The sequence below is a fragment of the Acidocella facilis ATCC 35904 genome (assembly GCF_000687875.1).
Taxonomy (GTDB): domain Bacteria; phylum Pseudomonadota; class Alphaproteobacteria; order Acetobacterales; family Acetobacteraceae; genus Acidocella; species Acidocella facilis.
On the sequence record NZ_JHYG01000007.1, the window covers coordinates 73,631 to 98,034 of the forward strand.

Consider the following 24,404-nt stretch of genomic DNA (forward strand, 5'->3'; position numbering starts at 1 on the left):
CAGGGTCAGCTATCCTTCGGGGTGGGAACCGGGTCGTATCCGCCGGCATTGAAAGGGTGGCAGCGCAGGATGCGCTTTGCCGCGAGCAGGCTGCCGCGGCCCGCGCCATGGCAGGCCAGAGCCTCGCGCGCATAGGCGCTGCAGGAGGGGTAGAAGCGGCAATTGGCGCCGATCACCGGGCGCAGCGTCAGCTCATAGGCGCGCACGGCACCTGAGAGCAGCAAGGCGGCCGGGCTCATGCCAGCACCTCGTCCAGCGCGCGCTTCAGATTCTGCGTCAGCCGCGCGAATTCCATCTCGCCGGTCTCGCGCCGGGCGATCAGCACCAGCTCGACGCCGGGCAGCTCGCGGCCGGCCAAAACCAGACGCGCCGCCTCCCGCAACCGGCGCTTGGCACGGTTACGGCAGACGGCGTTGCCGATTTTCTTCGTGGCCGTGTAGCCCACACGCACGCTCTCCGCCTGACCGTCCTGGACGGCCTGCAGCACGAAGCCGTGCTTGGCGGTTTTCCTGCCCTTGGCCGCAAGGCGCAAAAACGCTGCGCGCCGGGTCAGCCGGGCGGGCGGTGTTTGGGCGGTGGCCATGGGCATAAGCGGCGCGCGTGGGCGCGCGATCAGGCGGAGAGCTTGGCGCGGCCCTTGGAGCGGCGGTTGGCGATGACCTTGCGGCCGCCGACCGTCGCCATGCGGGCGCGGAACCCGTGCCGGCGCTTGCGGACGAGTTTGGAAGGTTGATAGGTCCGTTTCACGGCATTCTACTCCGGCAATTTACAAACAATAGCATTCACCGGGCCATCCCTGGTCCGGCGGGGTTGGCGGGGTATAGGCGGGGCAGTACCGCCGCGTCAATCGCGCAGGCGCTTGGCGCGGCAAGATGGTGTCGAACCCGCCGCCGCGGCGCCCTGTGGAATTCCGGAAAGCGTCATAAAGCTGCCCGCAATGAGCAGCTTCGCGCCGGTTGCCGCGCGGGCCATGGCGGGGGCGAGGGGGCTGATGCCCTGATCCTGGCCGACTCGGCGGCTTCTGCCTTCCCCGCTACCCCCTGCGTACCGGTTCGCCAACTTCACCTTCGGTTGTCCTGCCTTGCACATCCGAGATGTAAAAATTTGCCAAGTCGGTTGTTTCCGGTCACAGAATGGTGATCGAGATGAAGAATTTTTTCGCTGCCCGTCCACGTACCGTTCTCGCCTTGCAAGGCGGCGGCGCGCATGGCGCCTTTACCTGGGGCGCGCTGGACCGGCTGCTGGAGGACGGGCTGAGCTTCGATGCCGTCACCGGCGTCTCCTCCGGCGCGATGATCGCGGCGATGGCGGTGCAGGGGATGGTGAAGGCCGGCCCCTCCGGCGCGCGCGCCGCCGTGGCGCGGCTCTGGGGCCGGGTGATGGAGGGCAATCTGCTCGGCAATATCCCCGCCACGCCGCTGGACTGGATGTGGGACACCACCAAGGCCTTCAGCAATGATTTCGCCTGGAGCGGGCTGACCCAGGCGCTGCGGATGTTCGACCCCGGCGTGCTCAACCCGCTCGGCCAGAATCCGCTGGAGCCGCTGCTGCGCGAGCTGCTGGATGTCGCCGCGCTGCGCGCTCCCGATGCGGCGCGGCTCTATGTTGGCGCCACCGACGTGGAAAGCGGCGAGGCGACGATTTTCAGCAATGCCGAGATCGGCGTCGAGGCCTTGCTGGCCTCGGCCTGCATCCCGATGATGTTTCCCACCGTGAAGATCGGCGGCCGGCATTATTGGGATGGCGGCTATAGCTGCAACCCGCCGCTGGCACCGGTGCTGGAGCCGGCACCGGAGCGGCTGGTGTTGATCCGCGCGCAGCCGCGCCGGCGCCCCGGCGTGCCCACCGCCACCGCCGACATCGTGCACAGGCTGCACGAAATCGCCTTCCAGGCACCGCTGGACGCCGAACTGGCGCTGCTGCCCAAGCGGGTGCAACTGATCGAGGTCAGCGCCGATGCGGCGCTGGCCCGCCACCCGCTCAATTCCAAGCTGAATACCGACCGCCCCTTCCTGGAGGCGCTGTTCGCCGCCGGCCGCGAGGCTGCCGAACGAGCGTTGCACAGCGAATGATCTCGCTGAAGCGCCTGCGGCAGTTGAATTTTCGGCCGCAGCCGGCTTCCCTGTCCTCCAAGGTGCTGTGGGTTACCGTCATCGCCATTCTGCTGATGGATTTGCTGGTGCTGCTGCCGGGCCTTGGTCAACGCCGGCAGGAATGGCTGGAACAGCGTGTTGTTCAGGCGCGTCTCGCCTCCTACGCCCTGCTGCAAAACCCCTCCGCCGCCACCATCGACGACATTCTTCGCCATGCCGGGGTGCAGCGGCTCAAGCTGTTGATGCCGGATCATCAAGCGCTGCGCTGGCAGATCAATGCGCCATTGCCGCGCGGCGCCAGGCTGATCGACAGCGCCCGCGAAGGGTTTTTCACCAGTATCTGCCGCGCTCTGGAGCAATTGACGGGCGGCGCGCCGCGCGAGGAGGCCGTACGGGTGCCGGACCCCGATATCGATGGCGCGATGCTGGAAGTCTTGGTCGATACCACGCCGCTGGCCCTCGAACTGAAGGCCTTTGCCCGCAGCGGCTTCGATTTCGCCCTGGTGGTGGCGCTGCTGACCGGGCTGCTGGTCTATACCGTGCTCAACTGGCTGCTGGTGCGGCCGATGGAAGTGCTGATTTCGGCGATCATTCATTTCCGCGAATCCCCGGAGGAGCAGGGCAGCGCGGCACTCGACAAGATGGCCGCCGACCCGAAGGATGATATCGCCCGCGCCGCCGCGGAGCTGAAAATCATGCAGGATGAGCTACGCGCCGCGCTTTGGCGCAATGCCCGGCTCGCCGCCGTCGGCACCTCGGTCGCCAAGATCGCGCATGATCTGCGCAACATCCTCTCCTCCGCGCTGCTGGTCGCGGACCGGCTGCAGGACGTGCAGGACCCGTTGGTCCAGCGCGCCACCCGCACCTTGGTCCCCGCCGTGGAGCGCGCCACCCAGTTTGTCGCCAGAACGGTCGATTTCGCGCGCGAGGGGCCGCCGCCGGTCAACCGCACGCCGGTGCGGCTGCACGCGCTTGCGGAGGAGGTGGCGCAGAGCCTGGTGCCGGAGGATGGCGGATGGGCGGTGGTCAACCAAGTGCCGGCGGCGCTCGTGCTGCAGCTCGACCAGGCGCAGCTCTACCGCGTTCTCGCCAATCTGATCCGCAACGCCGCCGAGGCCGGGGCGACCAGGATCACGCTGAGCACCGAGACGGAAGGCGCCCAGACCCGTCTGCTGGTGACCGATAACGGGCCCGGCCTGCCGGCGCGGGCCCAGGCCAATCTGTTCCGTCCCTTCAGCGGCTCGGCCCGCAGCGGCGGCACCGGGCTGGGGCTGGCCATCGCCCGCGACCTGATCCGCGCCCATGGCGGCGAGCTGGTGATGCTGCGCACCGGCCCGGCCGGGACGATATTCCGCATGGATCTGACCACGCCGGAATTGCAGGACGTGCCGTTGCGCGCCTGAACCCGCGCCGACGCGCTGGATTAAAAACTGGATAATCTCTATATATCTACAGGGTATTTTGGGTTTTGTTTGTCCCGCATGCGCGATTTCAACAAAATTATTTTTTTCTGCCCCCAAGGTTTGGCAGGAAATCCTTATTTTCAGCGGGATATTGCAACTGCCAGTAAAATGCTTTTCTAAATCCCCATGATCCCATTGGCTCTCAACCCTTCTCGCCTGAACCTCGCCCTGGCTGGCGCTGGCGCCTCGGCCCTGCGCCGTCTGCGCGGCCTGCGCGCGGCCGGGGCGCAGCGGCTTTCGGTGTTCAGCACGGATCCAGCCATTCTGGACGCGGCCGGTGAGGCGGGGCTGAACCGGCTGCCCCGCCCGGATGAGGTTGCGGGCTGGCATGTGCTGTGGATGGTGGGTCTGGAGCCGGCGCAATACCGCCCGCTGGCCGAGGCCGCGCGCGCCGCCAATGTGCTCGTCAATGTCGAGGACGTGCCGGAATTCTGCGATTTCAACTCGGTCGCCGAAATCCGCCGCGGGGATTTCCTGCTCACCATCTCCACCGGCGGCCAGGCGCCTGGCCTCGCGGGCGCGCTGCGCCGGCGGTTGGAAGCCTGTTTTCCGGAGAGCTGGGCGGCGCGGGTGAAGGAGATCGCGGCGCTGCGCCAGGGCTGGCAGGCGGAGCATGTGCCGATGCCGGAAGCCGCCCGACGCATCGACGACATCGTCGAGCAGAGCTGTTGGCTCTCCTGCCCGAAATCAAAATAGCCGCGATCCGGTTGCACTCTTTTTCTGGACCATCCGAAATGCCCGACAGCCTGCCTCTCAATACCGATGCCTTGTCCGTTCTGCGCGAGGCGATGACCCGGCAATTCCCGGGGCAGATCGCGCTGGTGTCCTCGTTTGGCACCGAGTCCGCGATTTTGTTGCATATGGTGGCGCAGATCGACCCCGGCCTGCCGGTGATTTTCCTCGATACCGGCAAATTATTCCCCGAAACCCTGGCCTATCGGGACATTCTGATCGCCCGGCTCGGCCTCACCGGGGTGCGCTCCATCCGCCCCTCGGGCAAGCAGCTCGCCGCCTATGATTCCGATGGCCGGCTCTGGGAGAAAGACCCGGATCTGTGCTGCGCCATCCGCAAGACCAACCCGCTGGACGACGCGCTGGAGGGGCTCAGTGCCTGGATCACCGGGCGCAAGCGCGGCCAGTCCGCCACCCGCGCGCAGCTGCAGCTGCAGGAAACCGGCGCGGATGGGCGCATCACCATCAACCCGCTGGCTTTCTGGGACGATGCGATGCTGGAAGCCTATTTCCCGGCGCATGACCTGCCGGCGCATCCGCTGCAGGCGGAAGGCTACAGCTCCATCGGCTGCGCCACCTGCACGATGAAGCCGCTGCCCGGCGCCGATAAACGCTCCGGCCGCTGGGCCGGCAAGGCGAAGACGGAATGCGGCATCCATATGCCGCGCGCCATGACCAAGCCGGACTGGCCCGAGGAACTGAGCTTCGAGGTCTAAACAAGATATTGAAATAAAAAGTTTTTGGACGGAGGCGGTGAAGGTTCTGCCGCCATCGCCGCTTCGAGAGCTTAGAGCAATATGAGTTTAGGTTGACGCGACAGCGTCAACCTAAACTCATGAAATTGCTCGCCAAAACAAAAGTTAGAGCATCAAGCTAAAAGCTTGATGCTCTAAGCCTAGGACTTTTTGCGCCAGGAGGCGGGGGCTGCGAGGCCGCTTATGCGTTGCGCGCAGCCCTGCCGCACGGGTAGCCTGTCGCAAGCGTCCGGCTTTCATCTGCGATTTGAACCCTTTACGGCAAAATTGCGGCATTGGGTGACATATGCCGGTAGCGCTCCCAACCATTTCAACGCCCTGCTCTGGAGGGGCTGCCATGCTGCGGCGCGGCACACTGGCTTTACACGGGACGGCGGATTGAATAACGCTGCATCAGTTTCGTCCCGTCGGGATCGCCTTTCCGACGCCCCTAAAAGTCAAAATAGAAGGTGAAGCACATGGCTCAAACCGAGACCAAACAGGTCGGCACGGCAACGCTTACGTTCAACAACAAGCAGGCCGAGCTGCCGGTGCTGGGCGGTTCGCTCGGCACGGACTGCATGGATGTCCGCAAGCTCCAGAGCGAGCTGGGCATCTTCACCTTCGATCCGAGCTATGGCTCCACCGCCTCCTGCGAAAGCTCCATCACCTATATCGACGGCGATGAGGGCGTGCTGCTGCATCGTGGCTACCCGATCGACCAGCTGGCTGAGCATTCCTCCTTCCTGGAAGTCGCCTATCTGCTGCTTTTCGGCGCCCTGCCGACCGCCCCGGAGCTGGAAAAATTCACCCACGGTGTGACCCGCCACACCATGCTGCATGAGCAGATCCGCAATTTCTGGAACGGCTTCCGCCGCGATGCCCACCCGATGGCGATGCTCTGCTCCGTGGTCGGCGCCATGTCCGCCTTCTATCCCGACAGCATCGACATCCATGATGAGCGCCAGCGCGAGATTTCCGCCTACCGGCTGATCGCGAAAATGCCGACGATCACCGCCTGGGCGCATAAATACAATGTCGGACAGCCTTTCGTGTATCCGCGCAACGATTTCTCCTATGCGGAAAACTTCCTCTATATGTTCCACGCCGTTCCGGCCGAGGATTACAAGCCCAACCCGGTGCTGACCAAGGCGATGGAGCGCATCCTGATCCTGCACGCCGACCATGAGCAGAACGCCTCCACCTCCACGGTGCGTCTCTCCGGCTCCACCGGCGCCAACCCGTTTGCCTGCATCGCCGCCGGCATCGCCTCGCTCTGGGGCCCCGCCCATGGCGGCGCCAATGAGGCCGTGCTGAAGATGCTCGCTGAAATCGGCCACAAGGATAACATCCCGGCCTTCATCGAGCAGGTGAAGGACAAGAATTCCGGCGTGAAGCTGATGGGCTTTGGCCACCGCGTCTATAAGAATTTCGACCCGCGCGCGAAGATCATGCAGAAGACCTGCCACGAAGTGCTGGGCGAGCTCGGCATCAAGGACAGCCCGATGCTGGACCTGGCGATGGAGCTGGAGAAGATCGCGCTGCATGACGATTATTTCGTCTCCCGCAAGCTCTATCCGAACGTGGATTTCTATTCCGGCATCATCCTGAGCGCGATGGGCTTCCCGACCACCATGTTCACCCCGATCTTCGCGCTGGCGCGCACGGTGGGCTGGATCAGCCAGTGGAAGGAAATGATCGAGGACCCGACCAACCGCATCGGCCGTCCGCGTCAGATCTATACCGGCGCGCCGCAGCGCGACTACGTGCCGCTCGACAAGCGGGGCTGACCCTGGCCCGCCTGCCACAAGCGCAGAACAACCCTTTCGCGGCCCGCCCGCGAAAGGGTTTTATTTTGTCCGTATCATGAGACATTTCACCGACAGCCCGGCCCGCAATTTGATCGGCGGGCTGTGCTTCATGCTGGCGGTGGTGCTGGCCGCCACGCTCGCCTTCAGCCTTGCCGGCTGGAGTCTCGGCGATGCGTTCTATTTCGTAATCATCACGGTGTTCACCGTCGGCTATGACGAGGTGCACCCGATCGTCACACCGGAATTGCGCGCGATCACGCTGGCGACGATCATGCTCGGCTGCACCGGCATGATCTTCCTCACCGGTGCGCTGGTGCAGTTCATCACTTTCGGGCAGATCCAGCAATTATTGGGGCATCGGCGGATGAAATCGCAGATCGGCAGAATGAGCGGGCATGTGATTGTCTGCGGCTATGGGCGCATCGGCCATATGCTCGCGGATGAGCTGAAGGCGGGCGGGGCGGAATTTCTGATCCTGGACCGCGAGGAGGCGAAGCTGGCGGAGGCGGCCGAGCGCGGGCATCTCACCCTGGCCGGCGATGCCACGGATGAGCAGGTGCTGGAGGAGGCCGGGGTGCGCCGGGCGCGGGCATTGGCCTGCGTGGTGCCGAATGACGCGGTGAATGTCTTCATCACCCTCTCGGCGCGCAATCTCAACCCCGATATCGAGATCATCGCCCGCGGCGAGGCGGCCAGTACCAAGAGCAAGCTGCTGCGCGCCGGGGCGAGCGCGGTGGTGGAGCCGACCCATATCGGCGCAGAGCGCATCGCCCAGCTGATCCTGTTTCCGCGCAGCGCGGCGCTGACGGATTCGGTGCCGATGCAGGTGCTGGGCACCGGCCTGCGCACGCTGGGGCTGGAGCTGGAGATTCTGCCGGTGGCGGCGGGCAGCGCCTATGCCGGGCAGAGCATCGGACAGATCGAGCGCGGGGCGGAGGGGAGCCTGTTCGTGGTCGGGCTGAACCGGCGCGGCGGCGAGACGATCAGCCGCCCCGGGCCGGAGCTGCTGGTGGAGGCGGGGGACGGCGTGGTCGTCATCACCCGCGCCGGGCGCGCGGGTCCGAGGCTAGGTTAAGCGCCGCCATGTCCACCGGTTTCGCGTCCAGATGTTCAGCTGAAAAACTGGTTCGCCGGCCGCGCCAGCCCTAGATGCTCGCGCAACGTGGTGCCGGCATAGGTGTCACGATAGATACCGCGGCGGGTGAGTTCCGGCACCACCAGATTGACGAAATCATTCACCCCTTCCGGCACGGTGTTGAACATCACGTTGAATCCGTCGGAGCCTTTGCTCTCCAGCCATTCCTGCATGCCATCGGCGATCTCACCCGGCGTGCCGACGAAGCTGAGCCCGCCATAGGCGCCGACATATTGCGCCAGCTGCCGTACGGTGAGGTTCTGCTCGCGCGCCATCTTCACCAGCTGCGCCTGCGCGCTCTGGCTGGCATTGGTGGGCGGGAGTTCGGGCAAGGGCGCGTCGAGATCGAACCTGCTGGCATCGACGCCCAGGCGCATTGAGAGGTTGGGCAGGGCGCTGTCCGGATGCACCAGCGCGTCCAGGCGCTGCTTCTTCTCCAGCGCCTCCGCATGGGTGCGGCCGACGACGACGAAGGCGGCGGGCAGAATTTTCAAGGTATCATCGGCGCGGCCGAGGGCGGCCATGCGTTTATGGATATCGGCATAGAATTCCTGACCATCCTTCAGCGTGCGGGCGGACCCAAAAATCACCTCGGCGGTTTCCGCCGCCAACTGGCGCCCGGCCTCGGATGCCCCGGCCTGCACGATCACCGGGCGGCCCTGCACCGGCCTTGCGATATTCAAAGGCCCGCGCACGGCGAAATATTCGCCTTGATGATCCAGCCGGTGCATTTTCTGCGGATCGAAGAACACGCCGCTCTCCTGGTCGCGGATCCAGGCATCGTCGGCGAAACTGTCCCACAGCCCGGTGACGACATCATGGAATTCCCGCGCGCGGCGATAGCGCTCATCATGCTCCATCTGATCCTCGCCGCCGAAATTCAATGCCGATTCCGGGTTGGAGGTGGTGACGATGTTCCAGCCGGCGCGGCCCTTGCTGAGATGATCGAGCGAGGCAAAGCGGCGGGCGATATGAAAGGGCGCATCGAAGGTGGTGGAGGCGGTGGCGACCAGGCCGATGCGGCTGGTGACCATCGAGAGCGCCGAGAGCAACGTGAAGGGCTCGAAGGAGGTGACGGTGGCGCTGCGCTTGAGCGCATCCATGCCCATGTTCAGCACGCCGAGATGGTCGGCCATGAAGAAGGCATCGAAACGGCCGCGCTCCAGCGTCTGGATCAGCTGCACCAGATGGTCGAGATTGAAATTCGCGTCCGCCCAGGCGCCGGGATAGCGCCACCAGGCGGTGTGGATGCCGACCGGGCGCATGAAGGCGCCGAGATGCAATTGCTGACTCAAAGGGGAAATCCTTCCCGGCGCGGCGCCGGCCAAATGAACGTTTCCGATCATTTATGTAAGGAAACCGCGATGCCAAGGCCGGGCGCGCGAATTTCATTCGTGGCTTGACCAGAGCGGCACCCGTCATCACGCTGCCAGGGTGAGGGCAGGGCGATGTATGTGGTGATTTTCCGGGCGCAAATCGCCCAGCTGGATGAAGACTACGGCGCCGTGGCGCAGCGCCTGCGCGACATGGCGTTGCAGGAGTTCGGCTGCCTGGAATTTCACGCCCTCAGTGAGGGTGATGAGGAGATCGCGCTGTCCTACTGGCGCGATCTGGAGGCGATCAAAGCCTGGAAGTCGCAAACCGCGCATCTGTTGGCGCAAAATACGGGGCGGGCGCGCTGGTATGGCGCATATCGCGTGGAAATCGCGGAAATTTCACGCGCTTATGGCTGGCCAGCTTCTCGACCGGCTGACGCATAGAGCGGCGATAGGCCAGCAAGGTTTTGGTTTCCTCCGCACAGATGCAGAGGAAATAGGCACAGCCCAAGGCCGAGACCAGGCCGATGACGATGCTCGGATTGATGAAGAACAGATACTGCATGACCAAACTCCTTTTGGGATTGGGCGGGCACTCTGCCCGCTGGACGCTCCCGCTAGCGCGGGACGCGCTGTTTAGACCGACGCGGGACGCACGGGTTAGAAAAGACTCATTTGCTGGCTGGGCAGCGCCCGGCCGGGGACACTAAATTGCGAAATATCGAGGCGTGAGCTGGCTTCATCCAGCCCCAGCCGCTTCACGGCGGCGCTGAAACGCTGGCGCAGCAGCTGCGCGTAGGGGCCGCTGCCCTGAAAGCGGGAATGAAACTGCGCATCGTTGAGCGCCCCGGCGCGGGCCTGGCGGATCAGGCTCAGCACATGGCCGGCGCGCTCGGGCAGGAATTTGTTCAGCCATTCGGTGAACAGCTCGCCCAGCTCATGCGGCAGGCGCAGCATGATGCTGTAGGCGCTGCCGGCCCCGGCGGCGGCGGCGGCTTCCAGAATACGTTCCAGCTCCATATCATTGAGGCCGGGGATCATCGGCGAGGCCATCACCGCCGCGGGAATGCCGGCCTGGACCAGCCCGGCGATCGCCGCCAGGCGGCGGGCGGGGGAGGCGGCGCGCGGCTCCATCGCCCGGGCCAGATCCGCATCCAGCGTGGTGACGGAGAGATGCACCTTCGCCAGCCCCTTCGCCGCCATACGGCCGAGAATATCGGCATCGCGCAGCACCAAGGCGGATTTGGTGACGATGGCGACCGGATTGTTGAAGCGCTCCAGCACCTCCAAAATCGCCCGGGTGAGACCCAGCGTGCGCTCCACCGGCTGGTAAGGGTCGGTATTGGAGCCGAGCACGATCACGTTGGGCTTGTAGCCGGGGCGGGAGAGCTCCTTTTCCAGCAGCTTCGGCGCGTCCGGCTTGAACAGGATATTGGTCTCGAACTCCAGCCCGGCGGACAAGCCGAGATAAGCGTGGCTGGGCCGGGCGAAACAATAGATGCAGCCATGCTCGCAGCCGCGATACGGGTTGATGCTGGTCTCGAAGGAGAGGTCCGGGCTGTCATTGCGGGCAATGATGCTGCGCGTGGCATCTCGGATCAGGCTGGTTTGCGGCCGCACGGCCTCTTCCGCCTGGTCCCAGCCATCATCGAAGGCGTCCCGGCGCGCCGCTTCAAAGCGGTTGGCGGGGTTGAGCCCGGTGCCGCGCCCTTTCAGCGCGCCAAAGCCGGCTTCCTGCTTGATTTGTACCCGAGACGCAGACATTGTGTGTTCATGCTCCGTTCTGGTTTGATTAAGGTCATTCCAGCCCGGGAAGTCAAGAACAAAAGAAGAACAAAAACGTTAAAACACGTCGCTGCAAGGCTGTTTGCAGCGGCCTTGCAGAAATCCGGCGCAGGCGCGGCGAAAGCTGTGGCTTAACCCGCCGCCTTCACGTCAAACCCAGCCGCCTCGATCGCCTCGGCGGCGCGGCCGGCATCGATCTCGCCGCCAACGACAACGCGCTTGGTCTCCAAATCGGCGACCACATGCACGTTCGGGTCGAGCTTGCGCAGCGCCTCGGTGATCGAGCGCACGCAGCCTTGGCAATCCATATCGGGCACGTCGAACTGCAGGGGGGTGGAATCGGCCATATCGGGTCTCCTGTGATTTATGCTGGATAAGGGGGACCATGATGGGAAGGTCAAGCCTTGACCCTCCCATCATGGGAAGCCCTATATGGAGGCGATGGACCAGACCCTTTCCCCCTCCCGCGATATCGAGCTCAGCATCGGCGGCATGACCTGCGCTTCCTGCGTGGCCCGCGTGGAAAAAGTGCTGGGACGGGTGCCGGGGGTGCAGGCGGCGAGCGTCAATCTGGCGCTGGAGCGCGCGCATGTCAGGGTCAGCGGCGAGGTAGGGCTGGAGGCGTTGGCGGCGGCGGTGGAGCGGGCGGGCTACAGCGCCGGTCCGGTGAAATCCGTCCGGCCGGATGCCAGCTGGCGCGAACAGATCGAGCTGATGGCCGCCTTCCTGCTGGCGGTGCCGGTGGTGCTGGACAGCATGGTGATGCCGGTGCCCAGGCTGGTGCCGCTGATCTGCGCCACGCTGGTGCAGGTCTGGCTGGGGGCGCGCTTTTACCGGGCCGGGTTCCTGGCGCTGCGCGCCGGCAGCGGCAATATGGATCTGCTGGTGGCGCTGGGCACCTCCGCCGCCTACGGGCTGTCGCTTTGGGATGTGTTTGCCGGCGGGCCGCTTTATCTGGAAAGTTCGGTGGCGGTGATCGCCCTGGTGCGGCTGGGCAAATATCTGGAAGGCCAGGCCAAGCGCGATGCCGCCAAGGCGGTGCTGGGGCTGCAGGCGCTGCGCCCGGAGCTGGCGCATCTGGCCAGCGGCGAGGATGTGGCGCCGTCAAGGCTGCGCGTGGATGACGAGATCCTGATCCGCCCCGGCGAGCGGGTGCCGGTGGATGGCGAGATCTTGGAGGGCGAGGGCAGCCTGGATGAAAGCCCGGTCACCGGTGAGGCGCTGCCGCAGCCTCGGGGCAAGGGGGCCAAGCTGCTGGCCGGCACGCTGAACCTGGACGCGGTGCTGCGGCTGCGCGTCACCGCCCCGCCCGGTGAGAGCTTCCTGGACCGGATGGCCCGGCTGATCGAGCAGGCGCAAGCCGCCAAGCCGCGCGTGCAGAAGCTGGCGGACCGGGTTTCCGCCTGGTTCGTGCCGATGGTGCTGGGCATTGCCGCACTCACCTTCGCCGGCTGGCTGCTGCATGGCGCGCCTGTCTGCACCGCGCTGATCAACGCGGTCTCGGTGCTGGTCATTGCCTGCCCCTGCGCCCTGGGGCTGGCGACCCCGGCGGCGATTCTGGCGGGCACCGGCGCGGCGGCGAAGGCGGGCATATTATTCCGGGATGCCGATGCGATCGAGGCGGCGGCGAAGATCGAGGTTCTGGCCTTCGACAAAACCGGCACGCTGACCACCGGCAGCCCGAGTTTGGCCGAAATCCGGCCTCTGGCCGATCTGACCGAGGAGCGGCTGCGCGCCATCGCCGCCGCGCTGGCGGCGCGGGACACCCATCCGCTGAGCCTGCCTTTGCGCCAGGACAATGTGGCCCCGGCCACCGCCTTCAAGGCCTTGCCCGGCCAGGGCGTGCAGGGCGAGGTTGACGGCGTGGCCTATCTGTTCGGCTCCTCCCGGCTAGTGCCGCGCGCCCCGGCGCCAGGCGATGCGCTGACCTGGTCCTACCTCGCGTTGGCAGACGGCACGCCGCTGGGGGCTTTTGGTTTTACCGACACGCCGCGCCCGGATGCGGCGCAGGCGGTGGCGCGGCTGCACGCCATGGGCATCAAGACCCTGCTGCTGACCGGGGACCGCGCCGCCGTGGCGCAGGCTCTGGCCAAATCGCTCGGCATCGAGCGCGTGGAGGCCGAGACGACGCCGGAACAAAAGCGTGACATCATCGTGAATTTGCAAAGCCAGGGCCAGCGCGTCGCGATGCTGGGGGACGGCATCAACGATGCCGCCGCCCTGGCCGCCGCCGATGCCGGCATGGCGATGGGGCAGGGGGCGGATGTGGCGATCGAGGCGGCCGCCATCTCGCTGCTGCGCGCCGCGCCCTCTCTGGCCCCGGCATCTTTGGATCTGGCCCGCCGGACCTGGCGGATTCTGCGCCAGGGCCTGTTCTGGGCGTTGTTTTACAATGCCTTAGGTCTGCCGGCGGCGGCGTTCGGGCTGCTCAGCCCGGCGCTGGCGGGGGCGGCGATGGCGGCCTCCTCGCTCTGCGTGCTTGGCAATGCGCTGCGGCTGCGGCAATGGAGGGCGTCATGAGTTTGGTCACCATCGCCCAGGCTTCGGCCATCACCGGCGTCTCCGCCAAGATGATCCGGCATTATGAAAGCATCGGGCTGATCGCTGCCCCCATGCGCACCGAAAACCGCTACCGCCATTACAGCGAGGCGGAGTTGCACGAGCTGGGTTTCATCCGCCGCTCGCGCGATCTCGGCTTTTCCTTCGAGGATATCCGCCAGCTGCTCTCGCTCTGGCGCGACCGCACGCGTTCCTCCGCGGATGTGAAGGCGATCGCGCTGCGCCATGTCGAGGAGCTGGACCAGAAGGCCGCCGCGCTGGCGGCGATGAGTCGCACGTTGAAACAGCTCGCCGCCTGCTGCCATGGCGATGACCGGCCGGATTGCCCGATCCTGGATGCGCTCGACCCGCCGAAACCGGCTGAAATCTGACGCGATCCTTGACTTCCTGGCAGTCTTTGCCGATACGAGGCGCATTGACATGGGCGCGTTCCGCGCTCGGCGCATGCTTGCGCCCCGACCACGGGCGCAGGCTTGCGCCCCCGACCACGAGAGACGCTATTTTTGTCCGACACACAAGACGACCATCAAGACCCCAACGCTGAGCTGCCCGCCGAGCTGGAGGCGCGCATCGCTGATCCCGCGCCCGCGCCGGAAGAGAAGCCGGACTTCGCCTCGCTGGGTCTGTCCGAGCCGATCCTGAACGCCTTGGCGGAGAAGGGCTATGTGCACGCCACGCCGATCCAGGCGCAGGCGATTCCGGTGGTGCTGATGGGGCGCGACGTGCTGGGCGTGGCGCAGACCGGCACCGGCAAGACTGCCGGCTTTACCTTGCCGATGCTCGAAATCCTGGCCGGCTCGCGGGCCCGCGCGCGGATGCCGCGCTCGCTGATCCTGGAGCCGACCCGTGAGCTGGCCCTGCAGGTGGCGGAAAATTTCGTCCAGTACGGCAAGAATCTGAAGCTCAATCACGCGCTGTTGATCGGCGGTGAGAGCATGGCCGACCAGAAGGCGGTGCTAACCAAAGGTGTGGATGTGCTGATCGCCACCCCGGGTCGCCTGATCGATCTGTTCGAGCGCGGTGGGCTGTTGCTGCGCGATGTGCGGGTGCTGGTGATCGACGAAGCCGACCGCATGCTGGATATGGGCTTCATCCCGGACATCGAGCGCATCGTCGCGATGCTGCCCACCACCCGGCAGACCTTGTTCTTCTCCGCCACCATGGCGCCGGAAATCCGCCGCCTGGCCGATGCCTTCCTGAGCAACCCGAAGGAGATCACCGTCTCCCGCCAGGCTTCGGTGGCCACCACCATCACCACCGGGCTGGCGCTGGTCTCCGAGATCGATAAGCGCGAGGCGCTGCGTCGGCTGCTGCGGGCCGAGGATGTGCAGAACGCCATCGTCTTCTGCAACCGCAAGCGCGATGTCGATATTCTGTTCAAATCGCTGAGCAAGCATGGCTTTGCCGCCGGCGCGCTGCATGGCGATCTGCCGCAGAGCGTGCGCTTTGCCACGCTGGAGAAATTCAAGGCGGGCGAGATCAAGATCTTGGTTTGCTCGGATGTCGCGGCGCGCGGCATTGATATTGGCGGGCTTAGCCACGTGTTCAATTTCGACGTGCCGCACCATGCCGAGGATTATGTGCACCGCATCGGCCGCACCGGCCGCGCCGGGCGCGAAGGCCACGCCTATACGCTGGCCTCGCCCGCGGACAAGCTGGCGGTGGAGGCGGTGGAGAAGCTGATCGGCAATCCGATCCCGCGCATCGAGGTTTCCGGTCTGGATGAGGTGGAGTGGTCCGAAGAGGATGGCCGCCGCCGGGGCCGTGGGCCCAAGAGGGATGGCAAGGACGGTAAAGACGGCAAGGATAATAAAGGCCGTGAGCGTGACCGTGGTGAGCGCAAGGCTGCCAAGCCCAAGGATGGCGAGAAAGAGCGCAAACCGGCCGAGCGTCCGGAGCGTACGGAACGCCCCGAGCGCCCTGAGCGCGCGGAACGGTCCGAGCGCCCGGAGCGTGACCGCCGGCCGCGTGAGCGCGACCGCAATGACCGCGACCGGGGCGAGCGCGGTGAGCGTGATCACGGCCCGGCCGTGCGCGGTTTTGGCGACTCGATCCCCGCCTTCATGCTGCTGCGCCGCCGTGACGAAGCCCGGCCGATGGGCGATGACGAGCCGGATGGGCCGGAAGATAACGGCTCCGATCTCGCGGCATAATTTATAAAAGTTTTTTGGTGCCGCTTTTTTACAAAAAAGCGGCGAAAGCGGTGGGGATTTTTTGAAAAATCTCCACCCACCTCCAAAAACTTTTGAAATTCATGATGATGTCCCATTGCATTCATTTCGGCGCCTGCGGTGGCTGTGCCAGCGATGACCGCGCCAAGCCCGACAAGCGGGCACTGCTTGAACGCGCTTTGAGCCGCGCTGGCTATGCCCAGGCTGAGATCGCGCCGCTAATGGCCGCCCCTCTGCACACGCGCCGGCGGGTGGATCTGGCGGCCTCCCGCAAGGCGGCTGAGATCAGCCTCGGGCTGCACCGCGTGCGCTCTTCCGAAATCGTCGATATGCGCGAATGCGCCTTGCTGCGGCCGGATTTCCTGGCGCTGCTGGAACCGCTTCGCACCTTGCTGCGCAGCCTGAACTGTTTTCGCCGCGAGGCTTCGCTGGTGATCAACTGGCTGGATAACGGCCCGGATATATTGCTGCGCGCCGATGCGCCGCTGACCCAGCCGGACCGTACCCGCCTGATCGCCTTCGCCAAGGAGCATGACGCGCCGCGCATCAGCGTCGCCGAGCCGAAATCTCTGCCCGAGCCGATCATCATTCTGCGCCCGCCGGTGCTGCGCTTTGCCGGGGTGGCGGTCACACCGCCGCCGGGTGGCTTCCTGCAGGCCTGCCCGGAAGGCGAGGCGGCGATTATCGAGGCGATGCTGGCCGGGCTGCCGAAGCTGCGCAACAAGAGCCGGCTGGTGGAGCTTTATGCCGGCTGCGGCACGCTGAGCTTTGCTCTGGCCCCGCATTCGCGCGTGGAAGCCTATGAGGGCGACGAGCCTGCCGTCTACGCCGCTGACAAAGCCGCGCGCGATGCCGGGCTTGCCGGGCGCGTCACCTTCGCCAGGCGCGATCTGCATCGCCGCCCGCTGCTGAGCGCGGATTTCAAAGGTGCTGACGTGGTGGTGCTGGACCCGCCTTTCGCTGGCTGCGGCGCGCAGATGAAATTCCTCGCCCCGGCCGGGGTGAAGCGGATCATCTATGTAAGTTGCAACCCGGACGCGCTGGCCCAGGATGCGGGCATGCTGCGCCATGCCGGCTATGAGATTCTGGCCGCAACGCCGATCGACCAGTTCCCGTTCTCGGACAATGTCGAGAGCGTGGTGGTGTTCCAACGCGGCCGCGATTAGGCGAAGATTAAAGCCGGGCTTTGCGATTTCGTTTCAGCCCATTGAACGTCCTGACGAAATCGCCAAGTCGAAGGCGAGCAATCTCGCGGCGCGATGATTTGACCCGATGCAGAAGGAGACATCCATGACGATCAACCATGCGGTCACCGCATTGTTCAGCGCGAGCACGTTGAACAGCATCATCGGCGTGCTGCTGAATGTGATTTACGCCGTCGTCATTCTTGCAATCGCCCATCTCGGCTCGCGGGCGCTGCATCGCTACATTGTCGGCTACGCGCGCAAGAGCCCGCATCTGGATGAAAGCCTGTTCCGCTTCTTCGGCACCATCGCGCGCTATCTGGTACTGGCCTTTGCCTTCATCTTCGTGCTCAACCGCTTCGGGATTCAAACGGCTTCGCTGGTTGCGGTGCTGGGTGCCGCAGGCCTCGCCGTGGGGCTGGCACTGCAGGGCACGCTCAGCAATCTCGCAGCCGGGATCATGCTGATCGTCTTTCGCCCGTTCAGGATCGGCAATTATATCAGTGCCGGCTCGCATGCCGGCACGGTGCTGGATGTAACCTTGTTCTATACCGAGATGAAAACCTATGACGGGCTGCAGGTGCTGGTGCCCAACAAGGATGTCTGGGCCGGGGCGATCACCAATTATTCGAATATCCAGACGCGCCTGATCGACCTGACTATCGGTATTTCCTATTGCAGCGATTTGAAAAAAGCCTCCGCGATCCTGAACGAGCTGGCGCAGGCGGATGCGCGCGTGCTGAAAGACCCAGCCCCCTTCATCAAGGTTCTGCAGCTCTCGGACAGCTCGGTGGATTTCGTCTTCCGCGCCTGGACCAAGGCGGGGGATTGGTGGGTGACCAAATGCGAGATCACCGAAGCGATCAAGTTGGCCTTCGACGAGGCCAGGATCGAGATTCCATTCCCGAACCAGACATTGTCTTTCAACGGGCCGTTGGAGTTGGCGCGGGCGGGACGGAATAGCTGAGTCGTAATCAGCTTTCTGCAAGGGCTAAAGAAGTAATGCGTCGGCTGCCTCTGGAACTGTGTTCGGTTCGGGCGGTAGCCGGTGTGCGCCGCATTCCAACAAGAACTCCTCGGTTTGATTAAATGCTTTCGGGCATCTGGTGACATCATTTTCGTCGCCACGCGGTATCCAAATGATCGTATCGGCGCGCGCCCGGGTAAGCAGAACACGATATTTGTTGATCGTGTAGGCCCGGGATTCGTTAGACTTCACGTTGAGCCATTTCGTGCCTCGGAAGCTGCGGATATTCCATCGTCCTGTCCATAAGAGATCACCACCCCAGCACAGCCCAACATGATCCAACTCCAAGCCCTGGCACGCAAACTCGGTTGCGGGGATTTCCAGCGCGTCAGAAGCGCGGACATCGGGCCAGCGGCAAAGAAACCAGTTCGCGACGGTAGCCTCTTCCTGATGCGCGAAACGAGGCCATATACCATCTGCGACCAACCGCTTCGCACCGCTCGAACAGACCAAGCCGACGCGCCGCTGGCCACGAGCCCGCAGTTTGAGGCTTTTGCGTAGGTCAGTGAGGGAGCGAGTGACAAATATTGGGAGGTCGTCAGATGCAATTCTGCGCGCTGACGCCCGATCGCCCGAAAGTGTTGCGTCGATCCAAGAGGCTGCACTCGCAGAGCGGATATTTCGAATAGGCGTACTCAAATGCAAGGCTTCTGAGATTTGAAGTGTCTTTGGCTGCTCTTTACCGAACAGAAGCTGCTTCGCAACGTTGGTGCTCAACGTCTTCGGTGCGGCTCGGATATGCCATTCCGGGCGGGCCAGTAGAGCCCTTCCCCATTCAGCAAGCCCCGCTTCGCCGGTGTTAATTTCTTGCCCATTACCAACCAGCGCGACGATGACGGCATAGTCATCATGACGGCGCATGAGATCCAACATGATGGCAGCTTCACTTTGGGTGTGGTCGAATTTCCGTGCGCCATACTCCGCATCCCAGGCGCGTTGAGCTTCGTCAAAAACGATCACATGTTCCGCTGGAGCCTTATCGCGTGCGAGCGTGTCGCGTAGGAACCCAACAACACTCTCGATTTTCGCTTTGCTTTGGTGGCGTGCATAGCGCTCGCTCATTTCAGAGCGCTTTGCCTTATCCTGCGCGAGAGCCGCTTTCAAAACATATACCATTGGCAGCGTACCAGTTAGAAATGTGCCCTCCACCTGCGGTGAAAAGGCGACATCGAGGCCGCATAAGGTTTTGCCAGCACCAGGAATGCCGGTGACGAACAAAATAATATATTTCTTATCCCGTCTTGCCTCTTCAACAGCGTTGAGAAGTTCGGCCGTTGTTTCGCTCAGATTGATGGCGTCGGCCCTGGCGGAGCGAATGTCGTCAACGCCGTGTTTTTCATAAATGGCGCGCGCGGCATCGATGATGGTTGGAACGGGGCGGTAAGGCGCATGCTCCCATTGGTCGATATCAATCGTATGGTCGGCCAAGCGGCTATAAATCGATAAGACAAGCTCACCAAATTGTTCAGGGCGAGATTCATAAACACATGAGACCCCGTGCCAGAGAAATTCCGATTGCGTACGAGAGGCTGTGCCAGCACCAGCGATGACCACGGGTATGATGATTTTATCCCGGCTGGCAGCATGGAAATCACGTAAGTCGAATGCATAGTCTTCGGCTTGAAGGCGGGCGGCTTGATCGAACCCATGGCCTTGCGCCTTGAATTCGATGACAAAGATTGCGCGCTCTGTCAGCAGGACCGCATCTAATCGGCGGCCCAGCCTCAGTAAGGGATATTCAAATAAAATCCGCCATTGCGAGGGAAACTCTTGCAGCACGGGCCGGAGATGATGGAGTTGCCAGGACCAAGCTTTGAGCTGTTCGGCTTCGTTTGTTCTGTGAGCACGAACGAGCCGCGTGGATAATTGGCCGATGAGCTGTTCGTCTGTGACCTGAGTGAAGTCTTGAATTGTACCAGCCCACCACGCCGTCGCCGCATTTGGCTTGGTGGGATGTTGGTTCACAGCTATTTACCCCTGCTTCCAGGGCAGCCCATCCGCTTTCCACCCCGCCACCAGGCCGCGATGGCCGCGCGCATCGGGCGGGCCCTCAAACCCATCCTTCACATTATACACATGCTTGAACCCCGCCGCCTTGGCGGCCTGGGCGGCGGCCATGGAGCGCGCACCGGAGCGGCAGATGAAATAGATATGCGATTCATGGGTCGCATGCGCCGCACTCAGCCCGGCCAGAAAATTCGGGTTGGGCTGCATGCTGGGAAACACCTGCCACTGGATCAGCAATGTCTGCTTGCCGGCTTGGCTCAGCTCCGGCACGCCGACGAAGCTCCATTCGGCATTGGTGCGCACATCGCATAGCAGCGCATCGGGATTGCTCATCAGCGCTTCCCAGACCTGTCGCGGGGCCACATCTTCGATCATAATACCCTCCAGGCGTTAGCCTTTTGGGCCCAACCATAGCGAGGACGGAAACGGATGGAAACAGTGGCGGACGGGTTGATCGGGGCGATCGGCAATACCCCCCTCATCAGGCTCAAGCGCGCTTCCGCCCTCACGGGCTGCGAGATACTGGGCAAGGCGGAATTCTGCTCGCCCGGCGGCTCGGTGAAGGACCGGGCGGGGCTGGCGATCATCCGCGATGCCGAGGCGCGCGGGCTGCTGGCGCCGGGTGGGACCATCGTCGAGGGCACGGCGGGCAATACTGGCATCGGCATCACGCTGGTGGCGAATGCGCTGGGCTATAAGAGCGTGATCGTGATGCCGGAGACGCAGAGCCAGGAAAAGATCGATTTCCTGCGCATGATCGGCGCGGATCTGCGGCTGGTGCCGGCCAAACCCTTCAAGGATCCGGGGAATTACGTGCATGTTTCGCGCCGCCTGGCCGAGGAGATGGGCGCGGTCTGGGCCAATCAGTTCGATAATCTGGCCAATCGCGAGGGCCACCGCGCCACCACCGGCCCGGAAATCTGGGCGCAGACGGGGGGCAAGATCGACGCCTTCACCTGCGCCTGCGGCACCGGCGGCACGCTGGCCGGGGTGGCGCTGGCGCTGAAGGAGCGCAAGCCAGGGGTGAAAATCGTGCTGGCGGACCCGGAGGGGAGCGGGCTCTATGGCTGGGTGAAATCGGGCGATCTCACCGTCACCGGCTCCTCGATCACCGAGGGCATCGGCCAGTCCCGCGTGCCGGAGAACCTGAATGGCGCGCCGATCGACGATGCGGTGAAAATCCCCGATCCGGAGGCGCTGGAGCAGGTTTATGACCTGATGATCCATGAGGGGCTCTCCATCGGCGGCTCGGCCGGCATCAATGTCGCCGCGGCGATCCGGGTGGCGAAGGCGATGGGACCGGGGCACACTATCGTGACCGTGCTGTGCGATGGCGGGGCGCGCTATCAGAGCAAGCTGTTCAATCCGGAGTTTTTGCGCGCCAAGAACCTGCCGGTGCCGCCATGGATGTGAATGATGCCCCGGTTCTGGATGCCGGTGAGCTGCTGGACGCCTACAAATCCGGCGCGCTGACGCCGCTGCAGGCGCTGCAAGGGGTGACCGAGCGGATCGCCCGGCGCAATCCCGAGATCAACGCCTTCGCCACGCTGAACAGTGCCGCGCTGGATGCGGCGCGCGAGAGCACGGCGCGTTGGCAGGAAGGGCAGGCGCGGGCGCTGGAAGGCGTGCCGGTGACGGTGAAGGATCTGATCGATGTGCGCGGCCTGCCGACGCGGCGCGGCAGCAAGACGACCGATCCGGCGCCGGTGGCGCAGGATGCCCCCCTGGTGGCGCGGCTGCGCGCGGCCGGGGCGGTGATTATCGGCAAAACCACAAGCACGGAATTTGGCTGGAAAAGCCCGGGCGATAACCCGCTCAACGGCATCACCCGCAACCCGTGGAATGTGGCGCATACGCCGGGCGGCTCCTCGGCCGGGGCGGCGGCGGCGGCGGGCTCGTTTTTCGGGCCGCTGCATGTGGGCACGGATGGCGGCGGCTCGATTCGCATTCCCGCCGCCTGGAGCGGCGTGGTCGGGCTGAAGCCGAGCTTCGGGCGGGTGCCGCAATGGAAGCTGGGCGCCTTCGGCCCGCTGGCGGTGGCGGGGCCGATCACGCGTTCGGTGCGCGATGCGGCGCTGCTGCTTTCCGTGCTGGCGGGGTTCGAGAAGGCCGACCCGTTCTCCCTGCCGGAGCCAGCTCGCGATTTTGGCGCCGGGTTGGAGGACGGGGTGAAGGGGCTGCGCATCGGCATTCTGCGCCGGCCCGGCTTTGATGCGCCCGCGGACGAAGCCGCCTGGGGCGCGGTGGAGGAGGCGGTCGCGATCCTGACCGGACAGGGGGCGCGGATTGTCGAGATCGACCCGGCATTGCCCGATAGTGGTGCCATCTTCTCCACGCTGTGGGGCGCCGGGCTGGCCAAGACCGTCGCGGGCGTGCCGCGGGAGCGGCTTGGGTTGGTCGATCCTGGGCTGCTGGCGCTGGCGGAGCGCTACATGCAGGTGCCGGGGCTGGAGCTGCTGGCGGCGGAAGCCGGGCGGGTGGAGGCGGCGCATGCGATGGCGATGCTTGAGGTGGACGCGATTCTCTGCCCGGCCGTACCGCATGGCGCGCCGCCTGTGGATGCCGCGTATGGCGATGCGGTGGAGGCGCTGCTGCAGCATTGGGCGAGCTGGACGATGCTGTTCAGCCTGACGCGGCAACCGGCCTTGTCGCTGCCGATGGGCGTGGACGCTGCGGGCTTGCCGACATCGGTGCAGATTGCCGCACCGCTTTATCGCGATGACGTGGTGCTGCGTGTGGCCCGGGCGGTGGAAGTCGCCTTAGGATAAGTTGCAAAAGTTTTTGGGGTGCGGCCCTTTTTTCAAAAAGGGCTGCGAAACGCTGGGGGTGGTGACGACGGCGTAGCCACCACCCCAAACGTTTTCCGACCCTTTTTGAAAAAAGGGTCGGCCCCAAAAACTTTTAGGAATTTTCCGCCACTTCCTTCGTCACCCGCACCCGCTCAATCCGCCGCCCATCCATCTCGGTCACTTCAAACTTCCAGCCGCCGAACAAAATCGCATCGCCCTTCGCCGCCGGGCGCAGCAGCAGCGCCAGGATCAGCCCGCCCAGCGTGTGATAGCTGCCCTCGCTCGGCAGGTCCGGCAGATGCAGCCTGGCCTTGATCTCATCCACCGGGGTCAGCCCGTCCAGCTCATAGGCGCTGTCCGCCGGCGGCTCGATATAGGAGGAGGGGCCGGTATCCTCGGCATCGCCGACGATCGCCTCCAGCACGTCCGCCGCCGTCACCACGCCCTCGAAGCTGCCATATTCATCGAACACCAGCGCCATGCCGAGCGCATCCGCCTTCAGCCGCTCCAGCGCGTCCAGCGCCGAGACCGAGTCCGGGATCGCCATCGGCTGGCGCAGCACGGAGGAGATGATCGGCCCGTCCTGCTTGCCCAGCACGCGGTCCAGCACATCCTTCGCCAAAATGATGCCGGTGACGTTATCGACCGAGCCGTCGCACACCACGAAGCGGGAATGCGGCGCGGCGCGCAGCCGGGCGATGATGTCCTCGCGTCCGGCGGAGCGGTCGATCCAGACGATTTCGGTGCGCGGCGTCATGATCGCGCGCACCGGCTTGTCGGCCAGGCGCAGCACGCGTTCGATAATGTCGCGCTCCTCATTCTCCAGCACGCCGGTTTCGGCGCCTTCCACCAGCATCGCCTTCAGCTCTTCTTCGGAAACGCCGCGCCTATCCTCCTGGGTGGGGCCGAACAGGCGCAGCACGAGGTCCGTGGTGCGGCTCAGCAGCCAGATTGCCGGGGCGGCGATTTTCGCCAGCACCGAGACCGGCCCGGCCACTACCACCGCCAGCCGTTCCGGGTGGCGCAGCCCCAGCTGCTTGGGTACCAGCTCGCCAAACACCAAGGTGAGATAGGTGATAATGAGAACTGTGACGACGACGCCGACCGGCCCGGCATAAGGTGCGATATAGGGCACATGCCGCAGCGGCCCCTGCATGCGCTCGCCCAGCTGGTCGCCGCCGAACATACCGGTGAGGATGCCGACCAGAGTGATGCCGAACTGGGTGGTGGGCAGGAAGCTCTGCGGGTCATCCGCCAGCATCCGTGCCTTGGTGGCGCCGCGCAGCCCCTGGCGCTCCATCAATGTCAGCATCGCCCGGCGCGAGGAGACCAGCGCCAGCTCCGCCAGCGCGAAGGCGCCGTTGAGAACCACCAGAAGCACGAGAATCAGGATTTGCACGATCAAAGGCATGGCCCGCTTCTAGCGCGGAATGGCAGCCGACGCGATTATGCCATGAAGGTGGGCGCGCTGTTGAAAGCGTAAGTGAAGCTGTCCAGACAACGCCTTCAAAAGAAGGGGAATTTGAGCAAATCCTTCCTACATCTGGTTACAAGATTAAATTTTGTTTGCCTTAGTTGGGCCACATTCGCGCCCAGCA

The 24,404-nt window shown here is 64.4% G+C and carries 23 protein-coding genes; 14 read left to right on the forward strand and 9 right to left on the reverse strand.

Going from position 1 to position 24,404, the window contains the following annotated elements; translation table 11 throughout:
* Positions 1-5: 5 nt before the first annotated feature.
* The 3 genes from yidD to rpmH are packed head-to-tail and all read right to left on the reverse strand — an operon-like array spanning position 6 to position 747.
* Positions 6-239, reverse strand: a complete 234-nt coding sequence (yidD, locus tag T331_RS0110690) for a membrane protein insertion efficiency factor YidD (protein ID WP_008492494.1) — start codon at positions 237-239, stop codon at positions 6-8.
* Positions 236-589, reverse strand: a complete 354-nt coding sequence (gene rnpA / locus T331_RS0110695) for a ribonuclease P protein component (protein WP_008492495.1) — start codon at positions 587-589, stop codon at positions 236-238. Before rnpA ends, yidD begins: the two co-directional genes overlap by 4 nt.
* A 23-nt stretch (positions 590-612) precedes the next feature.
* Positions 613-747 carry a 50S ribosomal protein L34 gene (gene rpmH / locus T331_RS0110700; protein ID WP_026440011.1) on the reverse strand — a complete coding sequence of 45 codons (135 nt, stop codon included), beginning with the start codon at positions 745-747 and terminating at the stop codon, positions 613-615.
* Positions 748-1,145: 398 nt separating this feature from the next.
* On the opposite strand from rpmH, the gene T331_RS0110710 reads away from it, so the two are divergent.
* From T331_RS0110710 to T331_RS0110740, 6 genes are all read left to right on the forward strand, one after another.
* On the forward strand, positions 1,146-2,072 hold the full coding sequence (locus T331_RS0110710) for a patatin-like phospholipase family protein (protein WP_244876935.1): 927 nt from the start codon (positions 1,146-1,148) through the stop codon (positions 2,070-2,072).
* On the forward strand, positions 2,069-3,496 hold the full coding sequence (locus T331_RS18090; protein ID WP_051622319.1) for a sensor histidine kinase: 1,428 nt from the start codon (positions 2,069-2,071) through the stop codon (positions 3,494-3,496). The genes T331_RS0110710 and T331_RS18090 overlap by 4 nt, the downstream gene beginning before the upstream one ends.
* A gap of 186 nt (positions 3,497-3,682) precedes the next feature.
* Entirely contained in the window at positions 3,683-4,252 is a 570-nt protein-coding gene (locus T331_RS0110725; RefSeq protein ID WP_026440014.1) for a precorrin-2 dehydrogenase/sirohydrochlorin ferrochelatase family protein, read from the forward strand.
* 38 nt (positions 4,253-4,290) lie between these two features.
* Positions 4,291-5,004 (forward strand): phosphoadenylyl-sulfate reductase, encoded by a 714-nt coding sequence (locus tag T331_RS18095; RefSeq protein WP_035179938.1) that lies wholly within the window; start codon positions 4,291-4,293, stop codon positions 5,002-5,004.
* A gap of 497 nt (positions 5,005-5,501) precedes the next feature.
* On the forward strand, positions 5,502-6,812 hold the full coding sequence (gene gltA, locus T331_RS0110735; protein WP_008492501.1) for a citrate synthase: 1,311 nt from the start codon (positions 5,502-5,504) through the stop codon (positions 6,810-6,812).
* Between the two features lie 76 nt (positions 6,813-6,888).
* Positions 6,889-7,908 carry a potassium channel family protein gene (locus T331_RS0110740; RefSeq protein WP_008492503.1) on the forward strand — a complete coding sequence of 340 codons (1,020 nt, stop codon included), beginning with the start codon at positions 6,889-6,891 and terminating at the stop codon, positions 7,906-7,908.
* A gap of 35 nt (positions 7,909-7,943) precedes the next feature.
* On the opposite strand, the gene T331_RS0110745 is transcribed toward T331_RS0110740, so the two are convergent.
* Positions 7,944-9,263, reverse strand: a complete 1,320-nt coding sequence (locus T331_RS0110745) for an LLM class flavin-dependent oxidoreductase (protein ID WP_322786132.1) — start codon at positions 9,261-9,263, stop codon at positions 7,944-7,946.
* Between the two features lie 153 nt (positions 9,264-9,416).
* Here T331_RS0110745 and T331_RS0110750 point away from each other — a divergent pair, with 153 nt between their 5' ends.
* A complete protein-coding gene (locus tag T331_RS0110750; RefSeq protein WP_026440016.1) occupies positions 9,417-9,728 on the forward strand; it encodes an antibiotic biosynthesis monooxygenase family protein in 312 nt (103 codons plus the stop codon).
* A 216-nt stretch (positions 9,729-9,944) separates the two neighbouring features.
* Here T331_RS0110750 and T331_RS0110755 read toward each other — a convergent pair whose 3' ends face one another.
* Positions 9,945-11,048, reverse strand: coding sequence for a PA0069 family radical SAM protein (locus tag T331_RS0110755; RefSeq protein WP_051622321.1), 1,104 nt, complete (start codon positions 11,046-11,048; stop codon positions 9,945-9,947).
* A 152-nt stretch (positions 11,049-11,200) separates the two neighbouring features.
* Positions 11,201-11,416, reverse strand: a complete 216-nt coding sequence (locus tag T331_RS0110760; RefSeq protein WP_035179940.1) for a heavy-metal-associated domain-containing protein — start codon at positions 11,414-11,416, stop codon at positions 11,201-11,203.
* Between the two features lie 94 nt (positions 11,417-11,510).
* On the opposite strand from T331_RS0110760, the gene T331_RS0110765 reads away from it, so the two are divergent.
* The 5 genes from T331_RS0110765 to T331_RS18100 all read left to right on the forward strand — a co-directional run bounded on the left by T331_RS0110765 (position 11,511) and on the right by T331_RS18100 (position 17,950).
* The gene (locus tag T331_RS0110765; RefSeq protein ID WP_035179981.1) at positions 11,511-13,589 is read left to right on the forward strand and encodes a heavy metal translocating P-type ATPase; all 2,079 of its coding nucleotides are present in this window, start codon (positions 11,511-11,513) and stop codon (positions 13,587-13,589) included.
* Positions 13,586-13,999, forward strand: a complete 414-nt coding sequence (cueR, locus tag T331_RS0110770) for a Cu(I)-responsive transcriptional regulator (protein ID WP_035179984.1) — start codon at positions 13,586-13,588, stop codon at positions 13,997-13,999. Before T331_RS0110765 ends, cueR begins: the two co-directional genes overlap by 4 nt.
* 132 nt (positions 14,000-14,131) lie before the next feature.
* Positions 14,132-15,781 carry a DEAD/DEAH box helicase gene (locus T331_RS0110775; RefSeq protein WP_026440020.1) on the forward strand — a complete coding sequence of 550 codons (1,650 nt, stop codon included), beginning with the start codon at positions 14,132-14,134 and terminating at the stop codon, positions 15,779-15,781.
* Positions 15,782-15,888: 107 nt separating this feature from the next.
* A complete protein-coding gene (locus T331_RS0110780; protein ID WP_240376492.1) occupies positions 15,889-16,965 on the forward strand; it encodes a class I SAM-dependent RNA methyltransferase in 1,077 nt (358 codons plus the stop codon).
* A gap of 124 nt (positions 16,966-17,089) precedes the next feature.
* The gene (locus T331_RS18100) at positions 17,090-17,950 is read left to right on the forward strand and encodes a mechanosensitive ion channel family protein (protein ID WP_244876936.1); all 861 of its coding nucleotides are present in this window, start codon (positions 17,090-17,092) and stop codon (positions 17,948-17,950) included.
* Positions 17,951-17,974: 24 nt separating this feature from the next.
* On the opposite strand, the gene T331_RS0110790 is transcribed toward T331_RS18100, so the two are convergent.
* Both T331_RS0110790 and T331_RS0110795 read right to left on the reverse strand, forming a co-directional pair.
* Positions 17,975-19,975: a DNA/RNA helicase domain-containing protein gene (locus T331_RS0110790; protein ID WP_081822215.1), complete on the reverse strand. Its 2,001-nt coding sequence runs from the start codon at positions 19,973-19,975 to the stop codon at positions 17,975-17,977.
* 6 nt (positions 19,976-19,981) lie between these two features.
* Positions 19,982-20,392 carry a rhodanese-like domain-containing protein gene (locus tag T331_RS0110795; RefSeq protein ID WP_008492514.1) on the reverse strand — a complete coding sequence of 137 codons (411 nt, stop codon included), beginning with the start codon at positions 20,390-20,392 and terminating at the stop codon, positions 19,982-19,984.
* A gap of 54 nt (positions 20,393-20,446) precedes the next feature.
* On the opposite strand from T331_RS0110795, the gene T331_RS0110800 reads away from it, so the two are divergent.
* Positions 20,447-21,430 (forward strand): cysteine synthase A, encoded by a 984-nt coding sequence (locus tag T331_RS0110800; protein WP_008492515.1) that lies wholly within the window; start codon positions 20,447-20,449, stop codon positions 21,428-21,430.
* On the forward strand, positions 21,421-22,785 hold the full coding sequence (locus T331_RS0110805) for an amidase family protein (RefSeq protein WP_026440022.1): 1,365 nt from the start codon (positions 21,421-21,423) through the stop codon (positions 22,783-22,785). The genes T331_RS0110800 and T331_RS0110805 overlap by 10 nt, the downstream gene beginning before the upstream one ends.
* A gap of 133 nt (positions 22,786-22,918) precedes the next feature.
* Here T331_RS0110805 and T331_RS0110810 read toward each other — a convergent pair whose 3' ends face one another.
* Positions 22,919-24,217: a hemolysin family protein gene (locus tag T331_RS0110810; RefSeq protein ID WP_026440023.1), complete on the reverse strand. Its 1,299-nt coding sequence runs from the start codon at positions 24,215-24,217 to the stop codon at positions 22,919-22,921.
* Positions 24,218-24,404 lie beyond the last annotated feature (187 nt).